The following is a 20,943-nucleotide window of genomic DNA, read 5'->3' on the forward strand; positions in this document are numbered from 1 at the left end:
TGTCCCAAATGTCATTGTTGAAATGGCTGGGACACTTCTTTTTATTGAGAATGATTATTTAAGAGCCTTAATTACAGCAGAGGTAATGTAATTATCGATATTTACTCCGGTAACCCAGTTTTTTATAAATGATTTGGACTCATCTTTAGGCTCGATTGAAATATTAGAAAATCCACTTTGTTTAAGCATCGCTGTAAGATCAACAATGGATGAAGCACCGGAGATACATCCAGAGTACAAATCATGTATATCATTTTTAATATCTGGTGGAAATTCCGTAGTCATGACAATGTCGGATATGGCAAGACGACCACCTTGCTGAAGTACGCGGTAGGCTTCATTAAATACTTGTTGTTTATCTGGGGAGAGGTTAATGACGCAGTTCGAAATAATGACGTTAACCGTGTTATCTGCGACAGGAAGATGCTCAATCTCTCCAAGACGAAATTCTGTATTATGGAATTTACCTTTAATGGCATTAGTCCGGGCTTTACTAATCATTTCAGGTGTCATATCTACACCGATCACGCGACCAGGTTCCCCAACTTGGTGAGAAGCTAGGAAGCAATCAAACCCTCCGCCGCTCCCAAGGTCTAGAACAATTTCACCCTCAATTAACTCGGCAATAGCCTGCGGATTACCACAACCCAAGCCCATATTTGCACCTTCAGGAACAGCGGACAATTCATCATTGGAATATCCTAATTGTGATGAAATAGCTTTGAAATCTGTGGGTGTCTCGCAGCAACTTCCGGTTGATTCGCTTGAAGAATGCACAGCTACTTCATTGACAGCGATTTGTTGATATCGGCTTCTTACATTCTGGCGGATTTGATCATTCGTTGGTTTACTCATGGATACACACTCCTAGTATTGGTATGTTCTATATACCGAGTTCTATTGATGATGAAATATAGTAGTTGTAAGATGCAAGTATATAATAAGAAGGTCATCCTTTAACGGGTGCGCAACACCGACTTGATTTTCCCATAGCTTCATTCAATATTGCAACTGACCGAAGTACGGATTCCTTCTCAAATTCTGTCATATAGGAAAAGACTTCTTCTAGATAATCATTCATTTGTTGATCAATTGTAGTAGCAATCATCTTTCCTTCGGCTGTTAGGGAAAGAGTAAAGATTCTTCGGTCTGTGGGATCTGGCATTTTTCGAACCAAATTCATCTTAATAAGGGACTGTACTTGCCGACTAAAGGTTGTAATATCTGTTCCTAGTGTTTCAGCAATCTGTTGCATGGAAGGGTTGTGCTGAACATCAATTTCATATAATAAGTGACTCTGGGTAAGTGAAATATCACAACCACCGACACTACAACAATTTTTATTAAGTAACCCGAAACGGCGGGTCATGATTTGAAACAACGCTCGTGTATTTTCCATTTAGTATCACCTCAGCACTTAGTTTATAATGTATATTTGCACTTTGCAAGTAATAATATAATTCTTGAATAAATACAGTTGAGGGGATATCATATAAGCATATACTTATATAATTGAAGTTGAAGGAGGAATGGTTGTGGAGGAACTATCTAATATTGCTGATAACTTGAAGCTTCTAGGTGATAAAACACGTCTGGCTATTCTAACTCTCCTGAAAGAACGTGAATGGTGTGTATGTGAGTTCGTTGAAATCTTTGATATGTCACAACCTGCAATTAGCCAGCATCTAAGAAAGTTGAAAGCACAAGGTATTGTGAAAGAGAATAAACGAGGACAATGGGTTTATTACTCACTTCATATTGAAGACAAGTCATACATCCAAGCTGTTCTTGATCAAATGCCTGATTCAAAAACAATATTATCTCAATTGAACAAAACACAGACTAACATCGTATGTGAGTAAATAATGGGGGTTTAAACAGTGGTTTCAGTTATATTAGCAATCATCATATTTGTAATAACATTAGTATTTGTCATCTGGCAACCTAGGAATTTATCTATTGGATGGTCCGCATGCGGAGGGGCTGTATTGGCATTACTCGTTGGGGTTGTAAGTTTCAGCGATGTTCTAGATGTAACCTTAATCGTATGGAATGCTACGTTAGCTTTTGTCGCAATTATTCTAATTTCTTTGATTTTGGACAAAATTGGTTTGTTCGAATGGGCGGCATTACATATGGCACGTGCTGCTCAGGGGAATGGTATTCGGATGTTTGTGTATGTCACCATACTTGGAGCGATCGTTGCTGCATTCTTCGCGAATGATGGAGCGGCATTAATATTGACTCCGATTGTACTCGCGATGGTTAGAGCACTGAATTTTGATGAGAAAAAAGTATTCCCTTTTATCATAGCAAGTGGGTTTATCGCTGATACAACCTCATTACCACTCGTGGTCAGTAATTTAGTTAATATTGTTTCAGCAGATTTCTTTGGTATCACATTTATGGAATACGCAGGTCGCATGATCGTACCGACACTCTTTTCATTGGTAGCTAGCATCTTGGTGCTCTATTTCTTCTTCCGAAAAAGCATTCCGAGAAAGTTCGATGTTACGCAGCTGAGAAATCCAGCTGATGCTATCAAAGATAAGAAAATGTTCAAGCTATCATGGGTCGTTCTGGGCTTACTATTCGTTGGATATTTCGCAAGTGGTTTATTGCATATTCCTGTATCCGTTGTTGTTGGAATTATTGCAATCCTATTCATGTTGATGGCGAGAAGAAGCCCCTCTGTACCTACGAATGAGGTGATTAAAGGGGCTCCATGGGCGATTGTGTTCTTCTCCATCGGAATGTATGTCGTAGTATATGGACTACGAAATGCTGGATTGACTGATCTGTTGGCCAATGTGATTCAAGCGGTAGCCGATCAAGGACTATTCGTAGCTACAATGTCGATGGGTTTTATTGCTGCAATCATTTCATCAATGATGAACAATTTACCTACGGTATTGATCGATGCGCTGGCAATAGATGCTACGAATACAACAGGAGTTATTCGGGAAGCTTTGATCTACGCTAACGTCATCGGATCTGATCTAGGTCCGAAGATTACTCCAATAGGTTCGCTAGCCACGTTATTGTGGCTCCATGTTCTATCAACCAAAGGGATAAAGATCCCATGGGGAGTGTACTTTAAGACAGGGATTATATTGACCATTCCAACATTGTTTATCACATTGTTGGGGTTATATTTATGGTTGATTATTATTTAATTCGTCTTGATTTTTAGAATAAACATCGAATATCATGCAGGAGCATACCTGACAAAGAACTTGATCTTAGGATCAAGTTCTTTTTTTACAAAAAAACAAAAAGCAGGTAGGTTGTTATAGTTCAGTTATACCTGTTATTTACCTTAAGTATGACAACTTCAAATGGTAAACTAGGAGTTGTATGTAAAGACATTAGGGGGAATAGTCGTGTTTCAAAATGATAATTTAGAAGTTGAAATAGACCTGATTTACGATTATAAAGATAATAATGCTTACAGAGATCGTTTTAATCAACTAACGACATTAGTATATGATATTAATTTTGAAGATTGGTACCAGAAGGGTTTCTGGGATGATCGTTATCTCTGCTATTCATTTCTTAGAGATCATGAAGTCATTGCTAATGTTTCAGTCAGCAAAATGGACGTAGTGATTAATGGGTTGAACAAGAAAGCGATTCAAATCGGAACGGTTATCACTCACTCTGATTTCAGGGGGAAAGGGCTTTCTAGAGCGTTGATGAAGCATGTTCTTGATATATATGAGCAAGAATGTGATATCTTCTTCTTATTCGCTAATAGCACTGCGCTTGATTTTTATCCGAAATTTGGTTTTGAGTCCTTTGGTGAATCGCAATTCAGACTTAAATTTAATCCCATTCGAATAGAGAACTCCACCGTACAGAAGCTGAATTGCTCGAATGATGAAGACTTGGAATTTATCAAACAAATGGTGATGTCCCGCAGACCTGTTTCAGAACAATTTGGTGTTAGCAATAACCAAGGAATATTTATGTTTCATGCAATAAAAGTATTTCCCGAATCACTATATTACTCGCAAGAGGACGAGGCTATTATCGTCTATCAACAAGAAGGTCATACGCTTCATCTGTATGATGTAGTTAGTCAAGGCGATGTTAATATAAATCATTTACTTAATCGTATTGCCACTGAGCAAACAGAGAGTGTTCGCTTTCATTTCACACCAGATCAATTCACTGAGAAAGCACAGTATGAGCCGATGGACGATAATGAAGATATGCTTTATATTAAGGCTAACTTTGTCTTGGATAAAAACTTAAAATTCTGTGTACCCGTCTTAGCACATGCTTAGTGTTATCATTTTTTTCGATTATTTCGATCTAATGATTCAATCATCATGTTATTGTAAATTAAGTGGAAAAGGGAGAGGCAATCAGAAAAAAACCTGATAACAGCTCCCTTTTTATACTAGCTGTATGGTTTCTACGTGTATAATGATCGACTGTCACACAAAAAATTTACCCATTAATGGCCAGATATACTGTAAAACATTCATTCCTACACGTATACCAGGTATGATTTTGCCAATACCGTTACTTGTTGGGCTTGACGTATCAGTACCACCAGCCGGCTGAGGACTTTGAGGTTTACCTCCGAACAACATGTCTAGAATGCCAGATACTTTTGCCTTATCTCTTTGATTAGGGTGATTTGAAAGTTTACCTTCTCCTTCGAGTCCTGCAATAATCAAATGATTATCTTTGACGTCAATGACTTTACCAACAATATAACTACCATCCTTTAAAACAGCACATACTGGGTATCCGATCCACTTTCGAATATCACCCTCAGAAAATTTTGGGCTATGAGTAATATTAATCACCTCGTTATACTAGAGCGTACATGATGAAAAGAAGAGTAGGAGGGTACAATGCGTATGATTTGATACTGTATTACTAGATTTTGCCTAGATTAGAAATAGCAGTGCAAGTAAACCTAATGATAGTGCTAGCCCTGCACCAGCCCCAAATCCATATCTATAACCAGGATAATACGCGGAAATAGATGCAGATTGAGCTGCTTTTTTGAGGTTGGATTTCATTTTTTTGCTACTACATATAGCTGCTTTTGGATTGGATTGACCATTTAAGATTAAATGACCATCTCTAATATCTGTGATTGTTCCATGATAATAAGATCCATCACATAACATAGCACAGACTCTTTTACCCACATGGGGTCGTATGCCTTCTTCAGTCATCGGTGTAATTAAAAACATATTGATGAGCCTCCCTATATAAATAGATTGTAAGTAACTTTTCTAACTCAATCTTATTCTATGAATAAATGTATGAATATCTTGGACAATATTACTGAGGTGTTTTAACTATCTTTGTATACGAGGTAATATTGAAAGGGATTGAAATAAATAATAGACCTTCTGATTTCTCAGAAGGTCTATTATTGTTCAATGTAACAAGTACAAAATGGGCCTCAGCTTTAAATGATCATGGGGTGGTCATCGTAGGTTGAGCATTCGTTATTCTTGATTGTGTGCACGATTCTCAGCCTTTGGATGTTCTTCAAACACCTCGGCTGCTTCTTCTGCAGAGAACTCCGTGTCAAATTTACCTGGGAGAGGCAATTTGTTTAATTTCGTTGTTTGTACTTCTGCTTTAGAAGGTTGATTACTTCTAGAGTTGCTCATATAGACACCTCCTTTAGTTTGGACAACAAGGTGTAGTTTTCCAAATAGGGGGAGGAATTATACAAGGATCTCATATGAACGCCTTTTATTGATCACATCATTCGCTCTTACAAAGCTTCACCAACAACACTCGTGCCATTCTTTGTAATCTGATACGAAATCACATCTCCATTCCAGAAATGGAATTTCAACGTTACTTTACTGTCTTTTACATCTTTAAAGAAGTTCGGAAGTAGCTTGATTTCTTTAGTGACATAAGAAGGACTGAATGTGTGTCCAAATTCTTTGAATGAAGTCCAGTCTTGCGGACCTGCATTGCTGCCATCCGGATATACGGCTTCCATGGTGGCAAGCTGATTACCGTTAAATGCCGTTGGAATGGTAAAGGACTCGGTTGTACCATTAGCGTTGCTAAATTCAACTGTGTCGGACATGATGACATTGAGCTTCCACGTAACGCCTTTGTTGAATTTGACAGTAAATACGACAGATTCCCCTAATTTTTTTGAAGTCATAAGATTGGTGAGTTTGTTGGCTTTAAGGGTTAGCTCTTCGCCCTGTAGGGTGTAATCTGTTCCTTTGGACAAAGACTTACCGTTTGCACTAATGCTAGTTAGTTTATTACCGTTTAAATTAAGATTCACTTTCGTATCTTTGATTAAAGAACCTTGTTTAAGAAAGATCAGGTCTCTTTCAAGCGTAGAAGATCGTTCTTTTAAACCTGACATCAAGAAGTTATAGAGTTCGGAATCGGACCACTTAAGAGTTGTGCGATTTAAATGCTGGCCATTATCCCACAGCATGGTAGTTAGTTTTTTCTCTTTTGCATAATAGGTTAGGTACTCGAAGAACTTCAGCTTCTCGCCCTGCTCAATAACGCCTGTATCTTTATCGAAGCCGAGAAGGCCGAACTCCCCAATGATGACGGGAATACCCTTTGCAACAAATGTATTGTATACATTGTCGAAAGTTTGCGTAATATCATTCTTTGTATCTTTTTCAAACGTTGTGTAACCAGCAATGTTCACGCTAAATGGCCAGAACCCATAGTAATGGACCGTTGCGATTAAATTGGGATCATTGAGCTTTGAAATGGTCTGGTATAGTGCATTCATTCTAGGTTCGGAAGGTGTTGTTTCTAATGAAGGTAGGACCAGTGGTCGAACTGCATTATTCCCGCCAGATTTTCGGACAATGGTATGGAAGGAGGTATTAAGTTCTAGCAGCATTTCTTCCATCTTTGTCTCATCCGTGCTTCCTCCATCAGTGAAGCGAGGTTCATTAATACTCTCGAACATCAACTTATCTGATTTATCCTTGAAGCGCTCAGCAATTTGGGTCCAGACTGCATTATAACGTTGCACAACATCATCATGCTGCTTTTCCATGTTACTTACCCATAACCAAGAGTCATGATGGAGGTTGATCATCACATAAAGCTTTGCATCCAAAGCCCAGCCAACGACTTCTTCGACACGATCGAGGTAGGCTTTGTCAATGGTATAGTTGGGTGCTTCACCAATGTGTTTATCCCAAGTGATCGGAATCCGAATACTTTTGTAGCCTTGAGATGCAATTTGCTTAATCAGCGCTTTGGTTACACGTGGGTTGCCCCAGGAAGTTTCATCATCACCTGTTGCGTCAAGTGTATTCCCTAAGTTCCATCCAGGTTGCATGTCGTTTACGTAGGATTGGATCTTTTTCTTGGGTGCTGTCTTAACTTGATGCTCATCACTTGGAGCAGCAGTAGCAAACGACGAGAATACCGAGAGTAGAAGGGCTGTGACAATTGCGAGTGAAAGGAAAGATTTACGCATGTTCATAGTCATTGAATTCTCCTTTGATAGATAAATTTGTACTAATTAGATGCCTATAATGTAAGCGCTGTCTTTTTAAGATTAACATAGAATATTTTCAGGAAATACCATGCTAATTGGTAAGGAAATCATATGTGAATTAGTGATCTTATACATACGGAGAATCTTAGTGTTAATTTAATAGCCTATTATTTCAATAAATATTATTATTCTAAGCTTAACTATTTCTCTATTAACGTCAGCGCCTTTTCTATTCTTTTACATCATGACAGGAGTCTCGTTCTTAATAGCCTCTATGATTATTCCACGTCCTTATCCTGCCTTATAGGAAAATAGCTAATTCTGAAATCAGATTATGGTACTACAGTTTGTATGTTTGGTTTAAGGCTCCTGAAATAAATGAAGAAATTTCATATACATACCACAGAGATTCCATCATTAAAGTGTTGGTCTGGTTTGCTAGTATAATGCTACTATTAGACGTTACACTTTTTCATTTCCTAATAGGGCTGTTCAGTAAAACATTGGCTTGGCTGATTTCGATTACGAGTATACATGTTATTTCAAATCATAGCCTTTTATAAGTCCTGTCTTTACGAGCCGCACATCGTGAGAGGTGAATCGATCATAATAAGACTAGGTTTTTTGTGTGGGGTTGAATTCAATGTGAATCAAATTGAATCATTTCAACTGCCAAACCAAATTACGATAATCATAAAAAGGAGAAAGGAACCTTTAACTGCATTCTGGGTATGGATTCACCTCAATACGAGATTATACTTAAAAGCATTAATTCGCAAATCGAAGCCTCTATTGTGAAGTGAAGAGTTCTGTATTTTTAATATATGGTTCAATAAGTGATATAGTAGTGTACTAATGTAGACAGCGTATGAAATTGGAGGAATGGTCATGGTGAAATTTCAGGATATTGTACCTTATATGGATAACGTACGACAACAATTGATGGTGGTACTAGATTCATTTGGTTCAAATGAAAGGGAACTTCGTGAGAAGCCTGAGGGATGGAATGTTATTGAGGTTGTTGAACATCTCGGTAAATTAGAAGGTATGATACAGTATCAATTGAAAAGGATTCTACAGACAGAACCTGAATTGCCATCTGAACCTTTGGATGAGAAGATCACGGATGTAATGGCGATTCTTAAGAGTAGTGGAATTATCGGTCAGAAGATTGATGCACCGGTACCTACAAAACCTAGCGGATCAATATCTTATGATGAAGCAATAAATAAACTTGATGAGGTCCGTTCTGTAACGAAAGAACTTATAGTGAAGCTTGCCGAACGAAATACGAACGATCTGCTCTTTCCACATCCTTTCGGATTTGAGATGAACGCAACGCAGTGGGCTCATTTCATTGCTATTCATGAATTGACTCATGTCAATCAGATCAAGAGAATTAGGGAAGCGAATGTCTAACTTTAATAATTATGTGTGATGCACGTTTTCTTTTGCTGGAATAAGGTAACCATAATAATGGAAACCCCAACCAGATAAAGGAGGACGAATAAAGTAATGAAGAAAAATGCTGTGTTTATTAGTCTAGGATTGCTTAGTATATTATTATTAGTGGTTGCTTTCGTGATCCCAGAAGCATTTGCTAATTCTAAAGAGATACAGGTGAAGACCTCAATCATTGACACCAAAGGGTCAGAGATAGGGACTGCTGAAATAACTCAAAAAGCTGATCGTGTTCAGCTACATATTGAAGCAAAGGGTCTTACACCAGGGACACATGGTATCCATTTTCATGAAATGGGGAAATGTGAGCCACCTGACTTTAAAACGGCTGGTGCGCATTTGAACCCTGATCTCAAGCAACATGGATTTAATAATCCAAAAGGGTTCCATGCAGGAGATCTTCTTAATATCGAAGTGAAAGCTGACGGAACAGTAATTGCTGATTTGGAGAGCCAAACAGTGACACTTAGAAAAGGTGAAGCTAATTCTTTGCTGAAGCCCGGCGGATCAGCACTTGTAATCCATGAGAAAGCGGACGATTATGTAACGGATCCATCAGGTAATTCTGGGGATCGCATAGCCTGTGGTGTCATCCAAGAATAATTGACAAGAAGACTAAGATCCCGATAGGGTTCTTAGTCTTCTTCTTTAGGTTCAATTAAAATTTACATATTATCATTTCTTTTCTAGCTGAACTCTAATATTTCAATGACATTACCAAAAGGATCTTTAAAAGCACTATAGTATCCCGGAAAGCATGGTTGAGGCGTATCATAAATCATTTCTATTCCTTGGGCGGACAATTCAGCAATCGCGTCCACCAGATTATCTGTTTGAATACCCAGAACGGTTTGGGAATGCTTTGGATAGTTCACTTGATTTAATTTACCCACCTCATACAGAACAATAGGGATATCTTCATGCTTCAATTTGACAATTGATTCTTCGTACTCTCTTGATACTTCCAATCCTAATTTCTCACAATAAAACTGTATTGCCAGCTCCATATTTGAGACGAAAATCGGAATGAGACATATTCTTTGCACTTCTTAATCCCCCAAATAGCCTTATATATAGCTTTTTTTATTATATAGGGGGAAAATGGTGAGAAGTTCTTCTAGATTGCTGTTTCTTCTGGTTTCTAACTGAACTCTAATATTTCAATGACATTGTCAAAAGGATCTTTAATAGCGCTGTAGTATCCAGGTGGACATGGTTGAGGCGTGTCATAAATGACTTCAATTCCTTTGGATGTCATTTCAGCAATGGAATGTACCAGATTATCTGTCTGTAGACCTAGAACTACTTGTGAATGATTTGGATAGTCTGTTTGAGCAGATTGTTCAACTTGTTGTAGAATAACTGGAATGCCTTCATGTTCCAATTCTACTAAAGTCTCATCGTACTCCTGTGATACTTCAAATCCTAATTTTCCGCAATAAAATTGTTTGGCGAGTTCCATATTAGACACATAAATCGAGATGACACATATTTTAGGCATATCATTATCCTCCTATGTATTGTTAATAATTTGTATTATATAGGAGGTAATAGGTGGGAAATTCTTCTAGATTGCTAATTTTTCTTCTGTTCGAACAAAAGAAGCGGTAAGTTCACAACAATGGGTGGGTCAAAAGGTAGAGGGCCCCTTAATTGGATCGTCATATCCAGATTTGTTGTGTCCATCACATGAATGGCGGAAGGGAACATACCTCGTAAGCAATGTTCAAGTAAGAAGTAATCTTTGGGATTGAGACTCCACGGAATTCCAGCGATTAGTGCGTAATACGTTCCTTCAGGAACATTCGTAAAGGTACACGTTCGATTCTTTCGATTAAGTGCAGTGCCAGCGATCGGTCTTTGATCAGGAATAGGGCGTGGAAATAGACCTACGAATATCATTCCACTAAAAGAATCCGGTGCCTCGACATGACAGCAAATCTTCTGAATCGTAGAGTTCAGGTTAGTTGCACTCAGCAATAATTCTTGATTCTCATACTGACTCATATAAGCAGATAATGCTTCAGAAAGATTTCGAAATTTCTTTGGGGTCACACCTACATTTTCCTTAAACTTAGTGTTAAAGGTTCCAACGCTTCGAAATCCAATAGCTAATAACACCTTAACAAGTAGTGAAGGGGATTTGAGTAACTCCTTCTTCCCGGATTCCATACGTAAGGCAGATAGATAACGTCTGGGGGATATACCCGTCACGCTCTTAAATATTCTAGTGAAATGAAAAGGGCTATAATTAACGTGGATAGCCAACTGTTCAGACGTAATGTCTTCATCAAGATGACACTTCATATAATCAATGGCTTGTACTGTAGCTGAAATATGATCTTCTTTCATATTTTATCCCAAATAATATGTCCCTCATTGAGGTTGATCTCATTGAAACCTGCCATATAACGTGCTTCATAATGAATAGGTTGATGACTGCCTATGATAATAACATTTTGGATGTCATGGACTCCTTCTACGGGCAGACTGAACGTCTTGGTATAGTTATAGCTTTCTTGTAGCGTTGAATGGATTGCATTAATGAGATTGTCATTATCCGATCTTCCAATCAAATTCATTATGACAGAGCCGTATGAATGAAGCTTGTCTGATGTTAATTGGAAAAACTCCTTAGATATTAGCTGCGAGGGAGTCCCCTTCTCGGTGAAGGCATCTAATATAATGAAATCATAGGTATCGGGTTCTTCATTTTCCATGATATGTCGTCCATCCCCAATAAGCACATTATCCTTGCTGTAGCCAAAGTATTGCTTACTTAACTCTACAACTTTCTTATCAAGCTCAGCTACCTTAAATCGTTTATCAGAGAAATAGCTCGCAATAGTACCAATTCCGTGACCAATGAGAAATACGTCTTTAAATGAGGAATCATTAAAGTCCATAAGATGGATGATGGCTCTCGGATATTCAAACATGACGCGCTCTGGATGATCTAAATCCATAGCACCTTGTATGGCCTCATTTAAGAATTGAAGCACTCGAAAATTACCTTTCTCACCATACAACTCGTTAGTATCATATACAGTAATTTCATGATTATCGCTTATTTCTTTAAATAATAACTGCAAGTCATCGACTCCTTTAAGATAGAGTGCTATATAGATTCCGGAACGGTATTGGATAAAGTCAACGATAGATCAAGTGGCGTTCTGATGCAAGTCAGGAGAAGATTAAATATAAATTTCGTTATCTTGCTCTTATGTTCCCAAATGCGTACTTACCGACTTTAATATGGTTATAATTATGAAGCGGAGGTGAGATCAATGGTGGCACAAGTGGATCAGGTCAATTCTCAGATAGATTCGTTATCGGAGCAACAATGGCTAGCTATTATCATGAATGATAAGTCCTACGATAGTCAGTTTTTTTATGCTGTGAAGACGACAGGAATATTTTGCCGACCATCTTGTAGATCTAGACCTCCAAGAAGAGGAAATATCCGAACTTTTCAAACTGCGGACCAAGCTTTAACTGAAAATTTTCGTCCGTGTAAACGATGTAAACCCACCGGTCAACGTTTACCCGATATTGAATGGATAGCTACCGTAACAGATTATATTGATAGAAATTACATGAAACCTGTAACACTTGAGATTCTCGCAGAGATTTCTCACGGAAGTCCGTACCATTTACATCGAACATTCAAACGGATTAAAGAGATCACACCGGTAGAATATATACAGATCATTAGGATGAATAAGGCTAGGGAGCTATTAACTCAGACAGACCTAGGTATCGTGGATGTTGGGATTAGTGTCGGTATGCATAATAGTCCTTATTTCATAACACTTTTCAAAAAAATGATTGGCTTCACGCCACTACAATATCGTCAATTAAATATCAAACGAAAACAAAGAGGAGATGCAGCAGAGTGATACAGAAATCTAAGCAAACTATTTATTGGTCGCAACTGTCGCATGGTGATTGGAATATATATGTTGCTGCAACAAATGCGGGTTTATGTTATGTAGGTTCGCAAGATAAACCATTTGAAGAACTGGAAGATTGGGTGAGACGAAAGTTCCCAGCAAGTGAATTGATTCAGGATGATGTGAATCTGCAATCTTATGTGACAGAACTCATCGAATATTTTGAAGGCAATCGTCAACGTTTTACTGTGCCTTTTGATTTCCAGGGTACGCCGTTTCAACTGGCCGTATGGAATGCACTCTGCGAAATACCCTATGGACAGACGAAGTCTTATTCAGATATTGCAAATGTGATCCTAAAGCCTGCTGCCGTCCGTGCGGTCGGTACTGCTATTGGCGCCAATCCCGTCTTAGTAACGGTACCTTGTCATAGGGTCATTGGAAAGAATGGATCACTCACAGGTTATCGAGGTGGGTTAGATATGAAAACCAGGCTGTTACGACTAGAACGGAGTCAATGATGAAAACAGAGTATCTCTATAAGACCCCCAAGACCCTTCTAAATAAAGGTACAGGCTTTCTTTCGGGGTATAGTCATTCTTTGAACCCATACACAGGTTGTACGTTTGGTTGCTCATACTGCTATGTGCGTCAAATGCCAGTATCTACGTTTCGTGAAGGGGAATGGGGGACATGGGTAGATATCAAACAAGGTGCAGCGGAAATATTCCGTAAAGAGCTCAAGAGAGCTAAGACTAAGGGTGACGTATCCATCTTCATGTCATCGAGTACAGATCCTTATCAGCCTATTGAACATAACGAAATGGTGACTCGTTCACTGCTAGAGGTCATGGTTGAAGACCCACCAACATTTCTATTTGTTCAGACACGGAGTCCACTTATAAGAAGAGACATAGATTTATTATTGCTTCTTCAAGATCGAGTTCGAGTAAGTATGACCATTGAAACAGACCGTGAGGATATTCGCAAATATTTCTCACCCTATGCACCTCCAATCCAAGCTAGGTTAGAGACTCTTCGATTGTTAAAAGAGGCAAATGTCCCAACACAAGCAACGATAGCTCCAATGTTACCAAGTAGCGAAGGGTTTGCAGAATTGCTAAGACCTCTCGTCGATCGTATTTGCATCGATGATTATTTCATGGGAGATGGTAGCGGGGGCAAACGGACACGTAATTTAAAGATAGATGCGATGTATAAGGAACTAGGTTTGGAAGAATGGTACCATCCTTCAGCGTATAAGATGTTATATAATCGATTAATAAAGGTTTTCCCGGAAGAACAGATATATATTAGTCAACAAGGGTTTGAACCTTAATCCCAATTAGAAATGAAGGTTTGTATATATGAGTAAGACAAATGCAATGAGAATTCTTGATAAGAATAAAATAACGTATGGAATCTACGAGTATGACAACGAAGATGGACAAATTCATGGTGTGGCAGTGGCAGACAAAATCAATAAACCAGCAGAAATTGTATTCAAAACGCTAGTAACACATAGTAAACAGAATTTGTTTGTATTTGTTATACCGGTAGCTGAAGAATTGGATTTGAAGAAGGCAGCAAAGGCAGCTGGGGAGAAGAAAATAGAAATGTTACCAATGAAGGAATTGCAAAAGTGGACAGGATATATCCGCGGCGGGTGTTCTCCTGTAGGTATGAAGAAGTTATTCCCGACGTTTATTGATCAGAGTGCAGCGCATTTAGATAAGATGTTAGTGAGTGCTGGTAAAGTAGGATTACAAATGGAATTGAATCCTCAGCATATGAAGGACATCGTATCTGCAGCATTTATTGATCTGATAAGCGATGACAAGGTTAGGCAAGGATGATATTCAGGCATGTGGAATGACTATGAAGAAGGCAATGTGCAAACAGATGGTTATGAAATATAGTAATGATAAGGAGTATATCAAGTGGAGATAACGATCAGAGAACAATTATTGGAGCTAGTAGACAAGGATTATCAAAAATTCAGTTCTGCTCTTATTCCAAATATCAATAGTATATTAGGTGTACGTCTTCCGGAGCTTCGGAAGTTGGCCAAAAGTATTGCTAAGGGTGATTGGCGTTCCTATCTAGAACATCCTGAATGTGAGTACTTCGAGGAAATCATGTTACAAGGTATGGTCATTGGTTATATCAAAACAGATATCGAAGACATTTTGACATATATTGATTCATTTGTACCGAAGATAGATAATTGGTCTGTATGTGATAGCTTCTGTGTAGGGTTAAAATTCACTAAATCGAACATGAAGCAAGTATGGGCGTTCTTACAGTCTTATTTATCCTCTGATAAAGAATATGAGATAAGATTTGGTGTCGTGATGTTGCTGAATTTCTATATCGAGGAAGAATACATAGATCGGGTTATAGAACAATTAGATAACATCGAACACGAGGGGTATTATGTGAAAATGGCTGTCGCTTGGGCAATATCTAATTGTTATATTAAGTTACCGGAACCTACAATGATCTACTTAACTAGCAATTCACTCGACGATTTCACTTACAATAAAGCTCTACAAAAGATTACAGAGTCATTCCGAGTGGATCAGGATAATAAACAGATCATTCGTAGTATGAAACGAAAATAAAACCGATCTTCTATATTCAGTAGAAATCGGTTTTTTTCTTTGCTATCTCGAATCCTATTTCATCTCATCTAAATATGTCTCAGCATTTAATGACATTTTATTTAGCAATTTCATGGCAAATACATGTTCGTCTTCAGATAAATTTTTCGTTGTAATACTGGACCATCCGGACAAAATTGACGTTAGTGTTGATTTGAAGGCATGTGCTTTATCCGTCAGATACAACTTCTTTATTCGTTTATCTACACTAAATGTTTTCCTTTCTACATATCCTTCTTTCTCTAACTTTGCAATCGCTCTAGCAGCGGTACCCTTGTCCATTTTTAACGTATGCGCTAATTCATCTTGAGATAAACCTTCATTATCATATAACACGGCAAGGAATTGATATTGACCAGCACCTAGATTGTATGCTTTCAATTGTTCATTCATATAAACATTTCCGTATCGATGGAGTAATGAAATCCAACGACCGACGGAATGTTGTTTTGTGTTGTCCATTTGTATTCCCCTTTCAGAGGTTACACTCTTAATTCTTCTATTCTCATTGTAAACGATAGTTCTGCATTTAAACAAATGAAATGATGGGCTTGATACATAAGGGATTATATTGTATTATTAGTTGCTTACGCAACTAAGTGTAATATAAATATTGATATTAGCTAATAAAAAGCTATTATATTAGTTGTTTTGCAATGATATTTGATTTAGGGGATGTCCGGACACAATCTCTAACAAGTCAAATCATATTCATTCCAAATTAATAGGACAGAGAGATGATGATCATAGAAGCAGTTATTAGTAAAGCAAATCCACTTCATATGAATAGTAAGGCAAAATTTTTAATGTTAGCCATATTAATTCTTGGCTCTTTCTCAGCGTTGTTGAATCAAACGCTATTGAATGTTGCTATCCCTGAATTAAGTAAGGTATTTAATTTAGATGTGAGCACTGTCCAGTGGTTAAGTACAGGATTTATCATGGTGAATGGTATTGTGATTCCGATTACGGCATATCTCATAGGGAAATTCTCTACAAGGCAATTATTTATAAGTGCCATTGGACTATTTACAATCGGTACGATCGTATGTGCGACTGCACCAAGTTTTTCCTTTCTGTTAATAGGTCGATTACTTCAAGCAGCTGCTGCCACTTGTACAAACCGTTATTTTCAGTTTGTTTCCTGCTGAGAAGAGAGGGAAGGCTATGGGTATGGTTGGAATTGCCATGACATGTGCTCCAGCGATTGGCCCTACATTATCCGGATGGGTCATACAGAACTACTCTTGGAGAGTGTTATTTTATATTGTCATTCCAATTGGGCTTTCAAACATCATTTTAGCTTATTTCTTCTTGCGCAATGTGACTGAGAGAAGTAATCCTAAATTTGATACGTTAGGTGTTATAACATCGACGATCGGATTAGGATCATTACTATATGGATTCTCGACAGCTGGAAGTTTAGGGTGGGGTGCTACACAAGTAATCACTACGATCATTATTGGTGTAGTGTTTATCAGCTTATTTATATGGCGAGAGTTAGTCGCTGAACAACCGATGGTTAACTTATCTGTCTTTAAGAATAAGCAGTTCTCTATCACGATAGCCATTGGCGCTTTTGTCGCACTTGCTATGTATAGTGTGGAACTCTTAACGCCTGTCTATATTCAGAACATATTAGGTCAGTCTTCATTTCAAACAGGCTTAATGCTATTACCTGGTGCAATCCTAATGGGAATCATGTCACCTGTTACTGGTATCATTTTAGATCGTTATGGCATACGTCCATTAGCTTTTACAGGAATGTCCATTCTTGTTGTAGCATCTTGGTTATATACTTCATTAAGTTTAGATTCTAGCTTACTGTATATTTCTGTGTTGTACTCTTCATTTATGTTGGGTATCTCATTTATAATGATGACCGTCATGACACATGGATTAAATCAACTGCCACATTCGCTGAGCAGACATGGTGCAGCTGCAGCCAATACCGCACGGATGGTTTCTGGTTCAATTGGTACTGCGTTATTAACTACCATTATGTCTACACAAACAAAGAACTATTTACCTGAATTATCAAGTTCATTCTCAGAATCAGAGGGTATGAAATTAGCAAGTATAATGGGAATGCAAGATGCATTTCTAGTGACTTCTATATTGGCTGTTATCGTGTTTATAACAACATTTTTCTTGATAGGGAAAAGAAAATAAAAGAACATGTTTGTTTATTAGTCATCAAAAGGAGAAATTTAAATTGAATCTCGTATTGATTGTCATACAGTGTCTTTTTATTGTAATGTTTCTAGCAGCAGGTACGTCTAAGTTACTTGGTGGCAAACAGCAAGTGGAGATTTTTAAAGAAATTAATTTACCTCAATGCTACGGATTGTGACAGGTTTGGTTGAAATTCTTGGGGCTATTGCTCTAGTTATCGGATTCTTTGATGATACGTTTGTGGCGATAGGAGGGCTGATTATAGGATCGACAATGCTTGGGGCTACCGGAGTTCACTTGATGATTAAGGATGCATTCAAAAAAGTGTTACCACCATTAATTATTGCCTTGCGGGCGATATCATTAACATTAGAATGGATTCTACAAGTATTGTAAAATGACAACTAACCCACTAATTTTCTACTACACGTAGAAAATTAGTGGGTTTTTAATATATTTGAAACTAAAAGTTCATTTGAGATTCTATTTCTACTTGTGGAAGTATTAACAGATCATGTACGCGCTTTCTTGATGAACACTTTGTGAAAAAGTTGACATATACTTAAAATTTGAGATATCATTAGCACACTAAGTGTTTAAAGAAGGGGTACTGTAGATGATCGAAGAGGATATTCGCCTTTTATTAGGTAAGTTAAGCGCGAAGTCGAGAAAAAATTATTCGGATGCACTCTTGGATCTTCATATCCACGTCGGACAAGAGCATGCGCTATATCATTTATGGATGGAAGATGGGCTTGCTCAGTCACAGTTAAGCGAGAGAATGGGCTGTGAACCACCTACATTAAGTAATATGTTAAAGAAATTAGTAGAGTATGGTCTAGTGACTCGATTGCAGGATGTTAATGACGCTCGTATAAGTCGGGTCTATCTAACGGAAGCAGGCCGGGCACTTGAACAACCTCTACAGGAGATATGGCGTAAACATCAAGAGAAGCTACTACATGGCATATACCCAGAGGAACTACTCTTACTAAGACGACTTCTAAATCAAATGATTGATAATTTGAACGTTTGATTTTTTAATATAATAGTTAGCATGCTAATAATTAATTTATATTACATACCAAAAGAGAGGTGAGGAAAGAAATATGTCGGATCAAAAATCGGGCACGCCTAGAACAGGGCCCATCTTAACCGTACTTTTAATAGGTGCGATTGCCGCAATTCTAAATCAAACGGTACTTAATGTTGCATTACCTACATTATCGAAGGAGTTCGGTGTAGAGACATCAACATCACAATGGCTAATTACACTATATATGCTCGTAAGCGGTGTGTTCATCCCAGTAACAGCATTTCTAATGGCACGGTTTACGACACGTCAGCTATTCTTTACATCTATGATTACGTTCTCAATCGGTACAATTATCTGCGGGGCTACACCCAACTTTACGATGCTATTATTAGGTCGAGTCGTGCAAGCCATTGGAGCAGGTATTGTAATGCCTTTATTAATTAACGTCGTGTTTCGCCTCTTTCCAATTGAGAAGCGCGGAGCTGCCATGGGGATTGTCGGTGTAGCAATCATGTTTGCACCAGCAGTGGGTCCAACGTTATCAGGATTACTAATCACACAATTATCGTGGCGGTATGTATTTTTTGCAGTGTTACCATTTTCGCTAGTGGCACTTATCGTTTCTTTCTTTATACTGAAAAATGTTTCTGAACCGATACAAGCGAAGCTTGATATTCTGAGTGTGATTACTTCCACAATTGGTTTTGGTGGAATACTATATGGGTTTGGCGTAGCAGGGAAACTAGGGTGGGGAAGTATTCCTGTATTGGGTTCTATCGTAGTAGGGTTGATTTCACTCGTACTTTTCGTTATACGACAACTCAAGATAGAAGAACCATTGATTGATTTAAGGATTTTCAAATCATTAGAATACACATTATCGATTGTTATTAGTTTCTTCGTGAATGGTGTCATATACTCAGCTATGATTCTATTACCTACGTATTTACAAAGTAGTCGGGGAATGTCAGCGCTAGAATCAGGATTATTCCTCTTGCCGGGTAGTATTGTCATGGCCATCATGTCACCGATTGCGGGTAGACTTTTTGATAAGCACGGTATGAAATGGATTGGGATTACTGGTGTAACAATTCTCGTTATCACAACGGCAATGTACACGAATCTTTCCTACACCACCGGAGTGGTATTGATGATTGTTATTTATATGGTACGTTCGTTTGGTGTTACGTTCTTAACAATGCCACTCATGACTGCGGGATTAAATTCTTTACGTCCTGTGTTGCAAGGTCACGGTACAGCTATGCAGAATACGCTTCAATCCATTTCCGGTGCGATAGGAACAGCTGTTATGACAACGATTATGGCAACACAAACTAAGCTGTTTATAACAACAGAAGTGGCGAAAGCTGGACCAGTAGATCCAGCATCTGAGCAATTTAGAGAAATTTCTGGGAACGGATTGGTGCATGGTATTAATATGTCATTCGTAACGGCTACTATATTTGCTATTATTGGGCTTATCAGTATGATCGTATTGGCAGTTGCGATTGATAAGAAAAAGAAGAGAATACAAGCAGTGGAGACAGTTAAATCTATCTAATACGAACTTGATCACTCAGGTATCAATGTATAACAACAATAAATAGGCATCTTATGCGCAATAATATGCGCGTAAGATGCCTATTTATTTCATATCCCTGTATTAGATCCTATCAAAGGATTAAAATGAAGGTTGATAGAAGTTAATTTGGGTATTAGGCGTAGCAGCTTTCCCATTAACGGTATAAGTATCATAAGGCAAATTAGATACTTTGAATGAAAAATAACCAGGAGAGATACTGCTAGCACGATACTCAGTGAAAACAACTTGTCCACTCGAATTTGTAACTTTGAATGTTCCTTCGGGTCCGTAGACACCAGGATTTCCACCAGTTAAGTTACCTGAGAAGGATAAAGTTCCTTGCCCAGTAATTTGAATAGATACATCAGAAGTTGAAGCAGCAGAAGCTAAAGGAACGACAGTGAATACAAGTAAGATCATAACCAGAAGAGATAACGCTCTTTTTTTCAATTTAATACATCCTCTCGTATTCAATAGTATGGGAATTTAGTATGTGCACATCAATGCTGGCCAGCAACTGTTAAGTGCAAGATTTCCCTAAAACAAATATACCATTTATTACTATTATTGCAATATATTTAATAAAAATATATTTATAGGGATTCTTGAGCGGAGAGTATATTTAACTTAGTGATATTGTCTTCGGCTCA

Annotated in this window: 26 protein-coding genes and 1 pseudogene; 15 read left to right on the forward strand and 12 right to left on the reverse strand. The window is 38.0% G+C overall.

Annotation, left to right across the window (positions count from 1 at the left end; all coding sequences use genetic code 11):
- Window positions 1–54 precede the first annotated feature (54 nt).
- Both PBAT_RS23615 and PBAT_RS23620 read right to left on the reverse strand, forming a co-directional pair.
- Window positions 55–855 carry an arsenite methyltransferase gene (locus PBAT_RS23615; protein WP_068653107.1) on the reverse strand — a complete coding sequence of 267 codons (801 nt, stop codon included), beginning with the start codon at window positions 853–855 and terminating at the stop codon, window positions 55–57.
- 94 nt (window positions 856–949) lie between these two features.
- Window positions 950–1,399 carry a MarR family winged helix-turn-helix transcriptional regulator gene (locus PBAT_RS23620; protein WP_068653108.1) on the reverse strand — a complete coding sequence of 150 codons (450 nt, stop codon included), beginning with the start codon at window positions 1,397–1,399 and terminating at the stop codon, window positions 950–952.
- A gap of 130 nt (window positions 1,400–1,529) precedes the next feature.
- Here PBAT_RS23620 and PBAT_RS23625 point away from each other — a divergent pair, with 130 nt between their 5' ends.
- From PBAT_RS23625 to PBAT_RS23635, 3 genes are all read left to right on the forward strand, one after another.
- Window positions 1,530–1,862 (forward strand): ArsR/SmtB family transcription factor, encoded by a 333-nt coding sequence (locus PBAT_RS23625; protein WP_420848826.1) that lies wholly within the window; start codon window positions 1,530–1,532, stop codon window positions 1,860–1,862.
- Window positions 1,863–1,880: 18 nt separating this feature from the next.
- Window positions 1,881–3,176 (forward strand): arsenic transporter, encoded by a 1,296-nt coding sequence (locus PBAT_RS23630; RefSeq protein ID WP_068653110.1) that lies wholly within the window; start codon window positions 1,881–1,883, stop codon window positions 3,174–3,176.
- Between the two features lie 207 nt (window positions 3,177–3,383).
- A complete protein-coding gene (locus PBAT_RS23635; RefSeq protein WP_169810172.1) occupies window positions 3,384–4,289 on the forward strand; it encodes a GNAT family N-acetyltransferase in 906 nt (301 codons plus the stop codon).
- A 153-nt stretch (window positions 4,290–4,442) separates the two neighbouring features.
- Here PBAT_RS23635 and PBAT_RS23640 read toward each other — a convergent pair whose 3' ends face one another.
- From PBAT_RS23640 to PBAT_RS23650, 4 genes are all read right to left on the reverse strand, one after another.
- Entirely contained in the window at window positions 4,443–4,820 is a 378-nt protein-coding gene (locus tag PBAT_RS23640; protein WP_068653111.1) for a hypothetical protein, read from the reverse strand.
- An 84-nt stretch (window positions 4,821–4,904) separates the two neighbouring features.
- Entirely contained in the window at window positions 4,905–5,216 is a 312-nt protein-coding gene (locus tag PBAT_RS23645) for a hypothetical protein (RefSeq protein ID WP_068653112.1), read from the reverse strand.
- 261 nt (window positions 5,217–5,477) lie between these two features.
- A complete protein-coding gene (locus tag PBAT_RS25725; RefSeq protein WP_169810173.1) occupies window positions 5,478–5,645 on the reverse strand; it encodes a hypothetical protein in 168 nt (55 codons plus the stop codon).
- A gap of 107 nt (window positions 5,646–5,752) precedes the next feature.
- A complete protein-coding gene (locus tag PBAT_RS23650; RefSeq protein ID WP_068653113.1) occupies window positions 5,753–7,474 on the reverse strand; it encodes a cellulase family glycosylhydrolase in 1,722 nt (573 codons plus the stop codon).
- A gap of 897 nt (window positions 7,475–8,371) precedes the next feature.
- Here PBAT_RS23650 and PBAT_RS23655 point away from each other — a divergent pair.
- The gene (locus PBAT_RS23655) at window positions 8,372–8,902 is read left to right on the forward strand and encodes a DinB family protein (RefSeq protein ID WP_068653114.1); all 531 of its coding nucleotides are present in this window, start codon (window positions 8,372–8,374) and stop codon (window positions 8,900–8,902) included.
- Between the two features lie 96 nt (window positions 8,903–8,998).
- Window positions 8,999–9,547: a superoxide dismutase family protein gene (locus PBAT_RS23660; protein WP_068653115.1), complete on the forward strand. Its 549-nt coding sequence runs from the start codon at window positions 8,999–9,001 to the stop codon at window positions 9,545–9,547.
- Between the two features lie 83 nt (window positions 9,548–9,630).
- Here the strand turns inward: PBAT_RS23660 and PBAT_RS23665 are convergent, their stop codons facing one another.
- The 4 genes from PBAT_RS23665 to PBAT_RS23680 all read right to left on the reverse strand — a co-directional run bounded on the left by PBAT_RS23665 (window position 9,631) and on the right by PBAT_RS23680 (window position 12,036).
- Window positions 9,631–9,990: a VOC family protein gene (locus tag PBAT_RS23665; protein WP_084403334.1), complete on the reverse strand. Its 360-nt coding sequence runs from the start codon at window positions 9,988–9,990 to the stop codon at window positions 9,631–9,633.
- Between the two features lie 95 nt (window positions 9,991–10,085).
- On the reverse strand, window positions 10,086–10,445 hold the full coding sequence (locus PBAT_RS23670; RefSeq protein ID WP_068653116.1) for a VOC family protein: 360 nt from the start codon (window positions 10,443–10,445) through the stop codon (window positions 10,086–10,088).
- 74 nt (window positions 10,446–10,519) lie between these two features.
- Window positions 10,520–11,296, reverse strand: coding sequence for a helix-turn-helix transcriptional regulator (locus tag PBAT_RS23675; protein WP_068653117.1), 777 nt, complete (start codon window positions 11,294–11,296; stop codon window positions 10,520–10,522).
- The gene (locus PBAT_RS23680) at window positions 11,293–12,036 is read right to left on the reverse strand and encodes a spermidine synthase (RefSeq protein WP_068653118.1); all 744 of its coding nucleotides are present in this window, start codon (window positions 12,034–12,036) and stop codon (window positions 11,293–11,295) included. Before PBAT_RS23680 ends, PBAT_RS23675 begins: the two co-directional genes overlap by 4 nt.
- A 195-nt stretch (window positions 12,037–12,231) precedes the next feature.
- Here PBAT_RS23680 and PBAT_RS23685 point away from each other — a divergent pair, with 195 nt between their 5' ends.
- From PBAT_RS23685 to PBAT_RS23705, 5 genes are all read left to right on the forward strand, one after another.
- Window positions 12,232–12,843 (forward strand): bifunctional transcriptional activator/DNA repair enzyme AdaA, encoded by a 612-nt coding sequence (locus PBAT_RS23685; RefSeq protein ID WP_068653119.1) that lies wholly within the window; start codon window positions 12,232–12,234, stop codon window positions 12,841–12,843.
- Entirely contained in the window at window positions 12,840–13,358 is a 519-nt protein-coding gene (locus PBAT_RS23690; RefSeq protein ID WP_068653120.1) for a methylated-DNA--[protein]-cysteine S-methyltransferase, read from the forward strand. The genes PBAT_RS23685 and PBAT_RS23690 overlap by 4 nt, the downstream gene beginning before the upstream one ends.
- Window positions 13,358–14,176 (forward strand): SPL family radical SAM protein, encoded by an 819-nt coding sequence (locus PBAT_RS23695; RefSeq protein WP_068653121.1) that lies wholly within the window; start codon window positions 13,358–13,360, stop codon window positions 14,174–14,176. The genes PBAT_RS23690 and PBAT_RS23695 overlap by 1 nt, the downstream gene beginning before the upstream one ends.
- A 28-nt stretch (window positions 14,177–14,204) precedes the next feature.
- Entirely contained in the window at window positions 14,205–14,693 is a 489-nt protein-coding gene (gene ybaK / locus PBAT_RS23700; RefSeq protein WP_068653122.1) for a Cys-tRNA(Pro) deacylase, read from the forward strand.
- Between the two features lie 84 nt (window positions 14,694–14,777).
- Complete coding sequence (locus tag PBAT_RS23705; RefSeq protein ID WP_068653123.1) at window positions 14,778–15,461, forward strand: DNA alkylation repair protein; 684 nt, start codon at window positions 14,778–14,780, stop codon at window positions 15,459–15,461.
- Between the two features lie 54 nt (window positions 15,462–15,515).
- Here the strand turns inward: PBAT_RS23705 and PBAT_RS23710 are convergent, their stop codons facing one another.
- Window positions 15,516–15,962: a MarR family winged helix-turn-helix transcriptional regulator gene (locus PBAT_RS23710; protein WP_068653124.1), complete on the reverse strand. Its 447-nt coding sequence runs from the start codon at window positions 15,960–15,962 to the stop codon at window positions 15,516–15,518.
- Between the two features lie 344 nt (window positions 15,963–16,306).
- Here PBAT_RS23710 and PBAT_RS23715 point away from each other — a divergent pair.
- The 5 genes and pseudogenes from PBAT_RS23715 to PBAT_RS23730 all read left to right on the forward strand — a co-directional run bounded on the left by PBAT_RS23715 (window position 16,307) and on the right by PBAT_RS23730 (window position 20,272).
- A pseudogene (locus PBAT_RS23715) lies at window positions 16,307–17,672 on the forward strand (DHA2 family efflux MFS transporter permease subunit).
- A gap of 43 nt (window positions 17,673–17,715) precedes the next feature.
- Window positions 17,716–17,853 carry a hypothetical protein gene (locus PBAT_RS25460; RefSeq protein WP_157091349.1) on the forward strand — a complete coding sequence of 46 codons (138 nt, stop codon included), beginning with the start codon at window positions 17,716–17,718 and terminating at the stop codon, window positions 17,851–17,853.
- Window positions 17,838–18,071, forward strand: a complete 234-nt coding sequence (locus tag PBAT_RS23720) for a DoxX family protein (protein WP_068653125.1) — start codon at window positions 17,838–17,840, stop codon at window positions 18,069–18,071. The genes PBAT_RS25460 and PBAT_RS23720 overlap by 16 nt, the downstream gene beginning before the upstream one ends.
- 220 nt (window positions 18,072–18,291) lie before the next feature.
- Entirely contained in the window at window positions 18,292–18,711 is a 420-nt protein-coding gene (locus tag PBAT_RS23725) for a MarR family winged helix-turn-helix transcriptional regulator (protein ID WP_068653126.1), read from the forward strand.
- A gap of 73 nt (window positions 18,712–18,784) precedes the next feature.
- Window positions 18,785–20,272 (forward strand): DHA2 family efflux MFS transporter permease subunit, encoded by a 1,488-nt coding sequence (locus PBAT_RS23730; protein ID WP_068653127.1) that lies wholly within the window; start codon window positions 18,785–18,787, stop codon window positions 20,270–20,272.
- A 120-nt stretch (window positions 20,273–20,392) separates the two neighbouring features.
- On the opposite strand, the gene PBAT_RS23735 is transcribed toward PBAT_RS23730, so the two are convergent.
- Window positions 20,393–20,743, reverse strand: a complete 351-nt coding sequence (locus PBAT_RS23735; RefSeq protein ID WP_068653128.1) for a hypothetical protein — start codon at window positions 20,741–20,743, stop codon at window positions 20,393–20,395.
- Window positions 20,744–20,943: the final 200 nt, after the last annotated feature.

The sequence above is a fragment of the Paenibacillus antarcticus genome (assembly GCF_001637225.1).
GTDB lineage: Bacteria > Bacillota > Bacilli > Paenibacillales > Paenibacillaceae > Paenibacillus_AQ > Paenibacillus_AQ antarcticus.

Excerpts from the sequence above, each read along its gene's own strand:
- PBAT_RS23615 (WP_068653107.1), bottom strand. The coding sequence starts at position 855 with ATGAGTAAACCAACGAATGATCAAATCCGCCAGAATGTAAGAAGCCGA.
- PBAT_RS23620 (WP_068653108.1), bottom strand. The coding sequence starts at position 1,399 with ATGGAAAATACACGAGCGTTGTTTCAAATCATGACCCGCCGTTTCGGG.
- PBAT_RS23625 (WP_420848826.1), top strand. The coding sequence starts at position 1,530 with ATGGTTGTGGAGGAACTATCTAATATTGCTGATAACTTGAAGCTTCTA.
- PBAT_RS23645 (WP_068653112.1), bottom strand. The coding sequence starts at position 5,216 with ATGTTTTTAATTACACCGATGACTGAAGAAGGCATACGACCCCATGTG.
- PBAT_RS25725 (WP_169810173.1), bottom strand. The coding sequence starts at position 5,645 with ATGAGCAACTCTAGAAGTAATCAACCTTCTAAAGCAGAAGTACAAACA.
- PBAT_RS23650 (WP_068653113.1), bottom strand. The coding sequence starts at position 7,474 with ATGACTATGAACATGCGTAAATCTTTCCTTTCACTCGCAATTGTCACA.
- PBAT_RS23655 (WP_068653114.1), top strand. The coding sequence starts at position 8,372 with ATGGTGAAATTTCAGGATATTGTACCTTATATGGATAACGTACGACAA.
- PBAT_RS23660 (WP_068653115.1), top strand. The coding sequence starts at position 8,999 with ATGAAGAAAAATGCTGTGTTTATTAGTCTAGGATTGCTTAGTATATTA.
- PBAT_RS23670 (WP_068653116.1), bottom strand. The coding sequence starts at position 10,445 with ATGCCTAAAATATGTGTCATCTCGATTTATGTGTCTAATATGGAACTC.
- PBAT_RS23675 (WP_068653117.1), bottom strand. The coding sequence starts at position 11,296 with ATGAAAGAAGATCATATTTCAGCTACAGTACAAGCCATTGATTATATG.
- PBAT_RS23685 (WP_068653119.1), top strand. The coding sequence starts at position 12,232 with ATGGTGGCACAAGTGGATCAGGTCAATTCTCAGATAGATTCGTTATCG.
- PBAT_RS23695 (WP_068653121.1), top strand. The coding sequence starts at position 13,358 with ATGAAAACAGAGTATCTCTATAAGACCCCCAAGACCCTTCTAAATAAA.
- ybaK (WP_068653122.1), top strand. The coding sequence starts at position 14,205 with ATGAGTAAGACAAATGCAATGAGAATTCTTGATAAGAATAAAATAACG.
- PBAT_RS23710 (WP_068653124.1), bottom strand. The coding sequence starts at position 15,962 with ATGGACAACACAAAACAACATTCCGTCGGTCGTTGGATTTCATTACTC.
- PBAT_RS23720 (WP_068653125.1), top strand. The coding sequence starts at position 17,838 with ATGCTACGGATTGTGACAGGTTTGGTTGAAATTCTTGGGGCTATTGCT.
- PBAT_RS23725 (WP_068653126.1), top strand. The coding sequence starts at position 18,292 with ATGATCGAAGAGGATATTCGCCTTTTATTAGGTAAGTTAAGCGCGAAG.
- PBAT_RS23730 (WP_068653127.1), top strand. The coding sequence starts at position 18,785 with ATGTCGGATCAAAAATCGGGCACGCCTAGAACAGGGCCCATCTTAACC.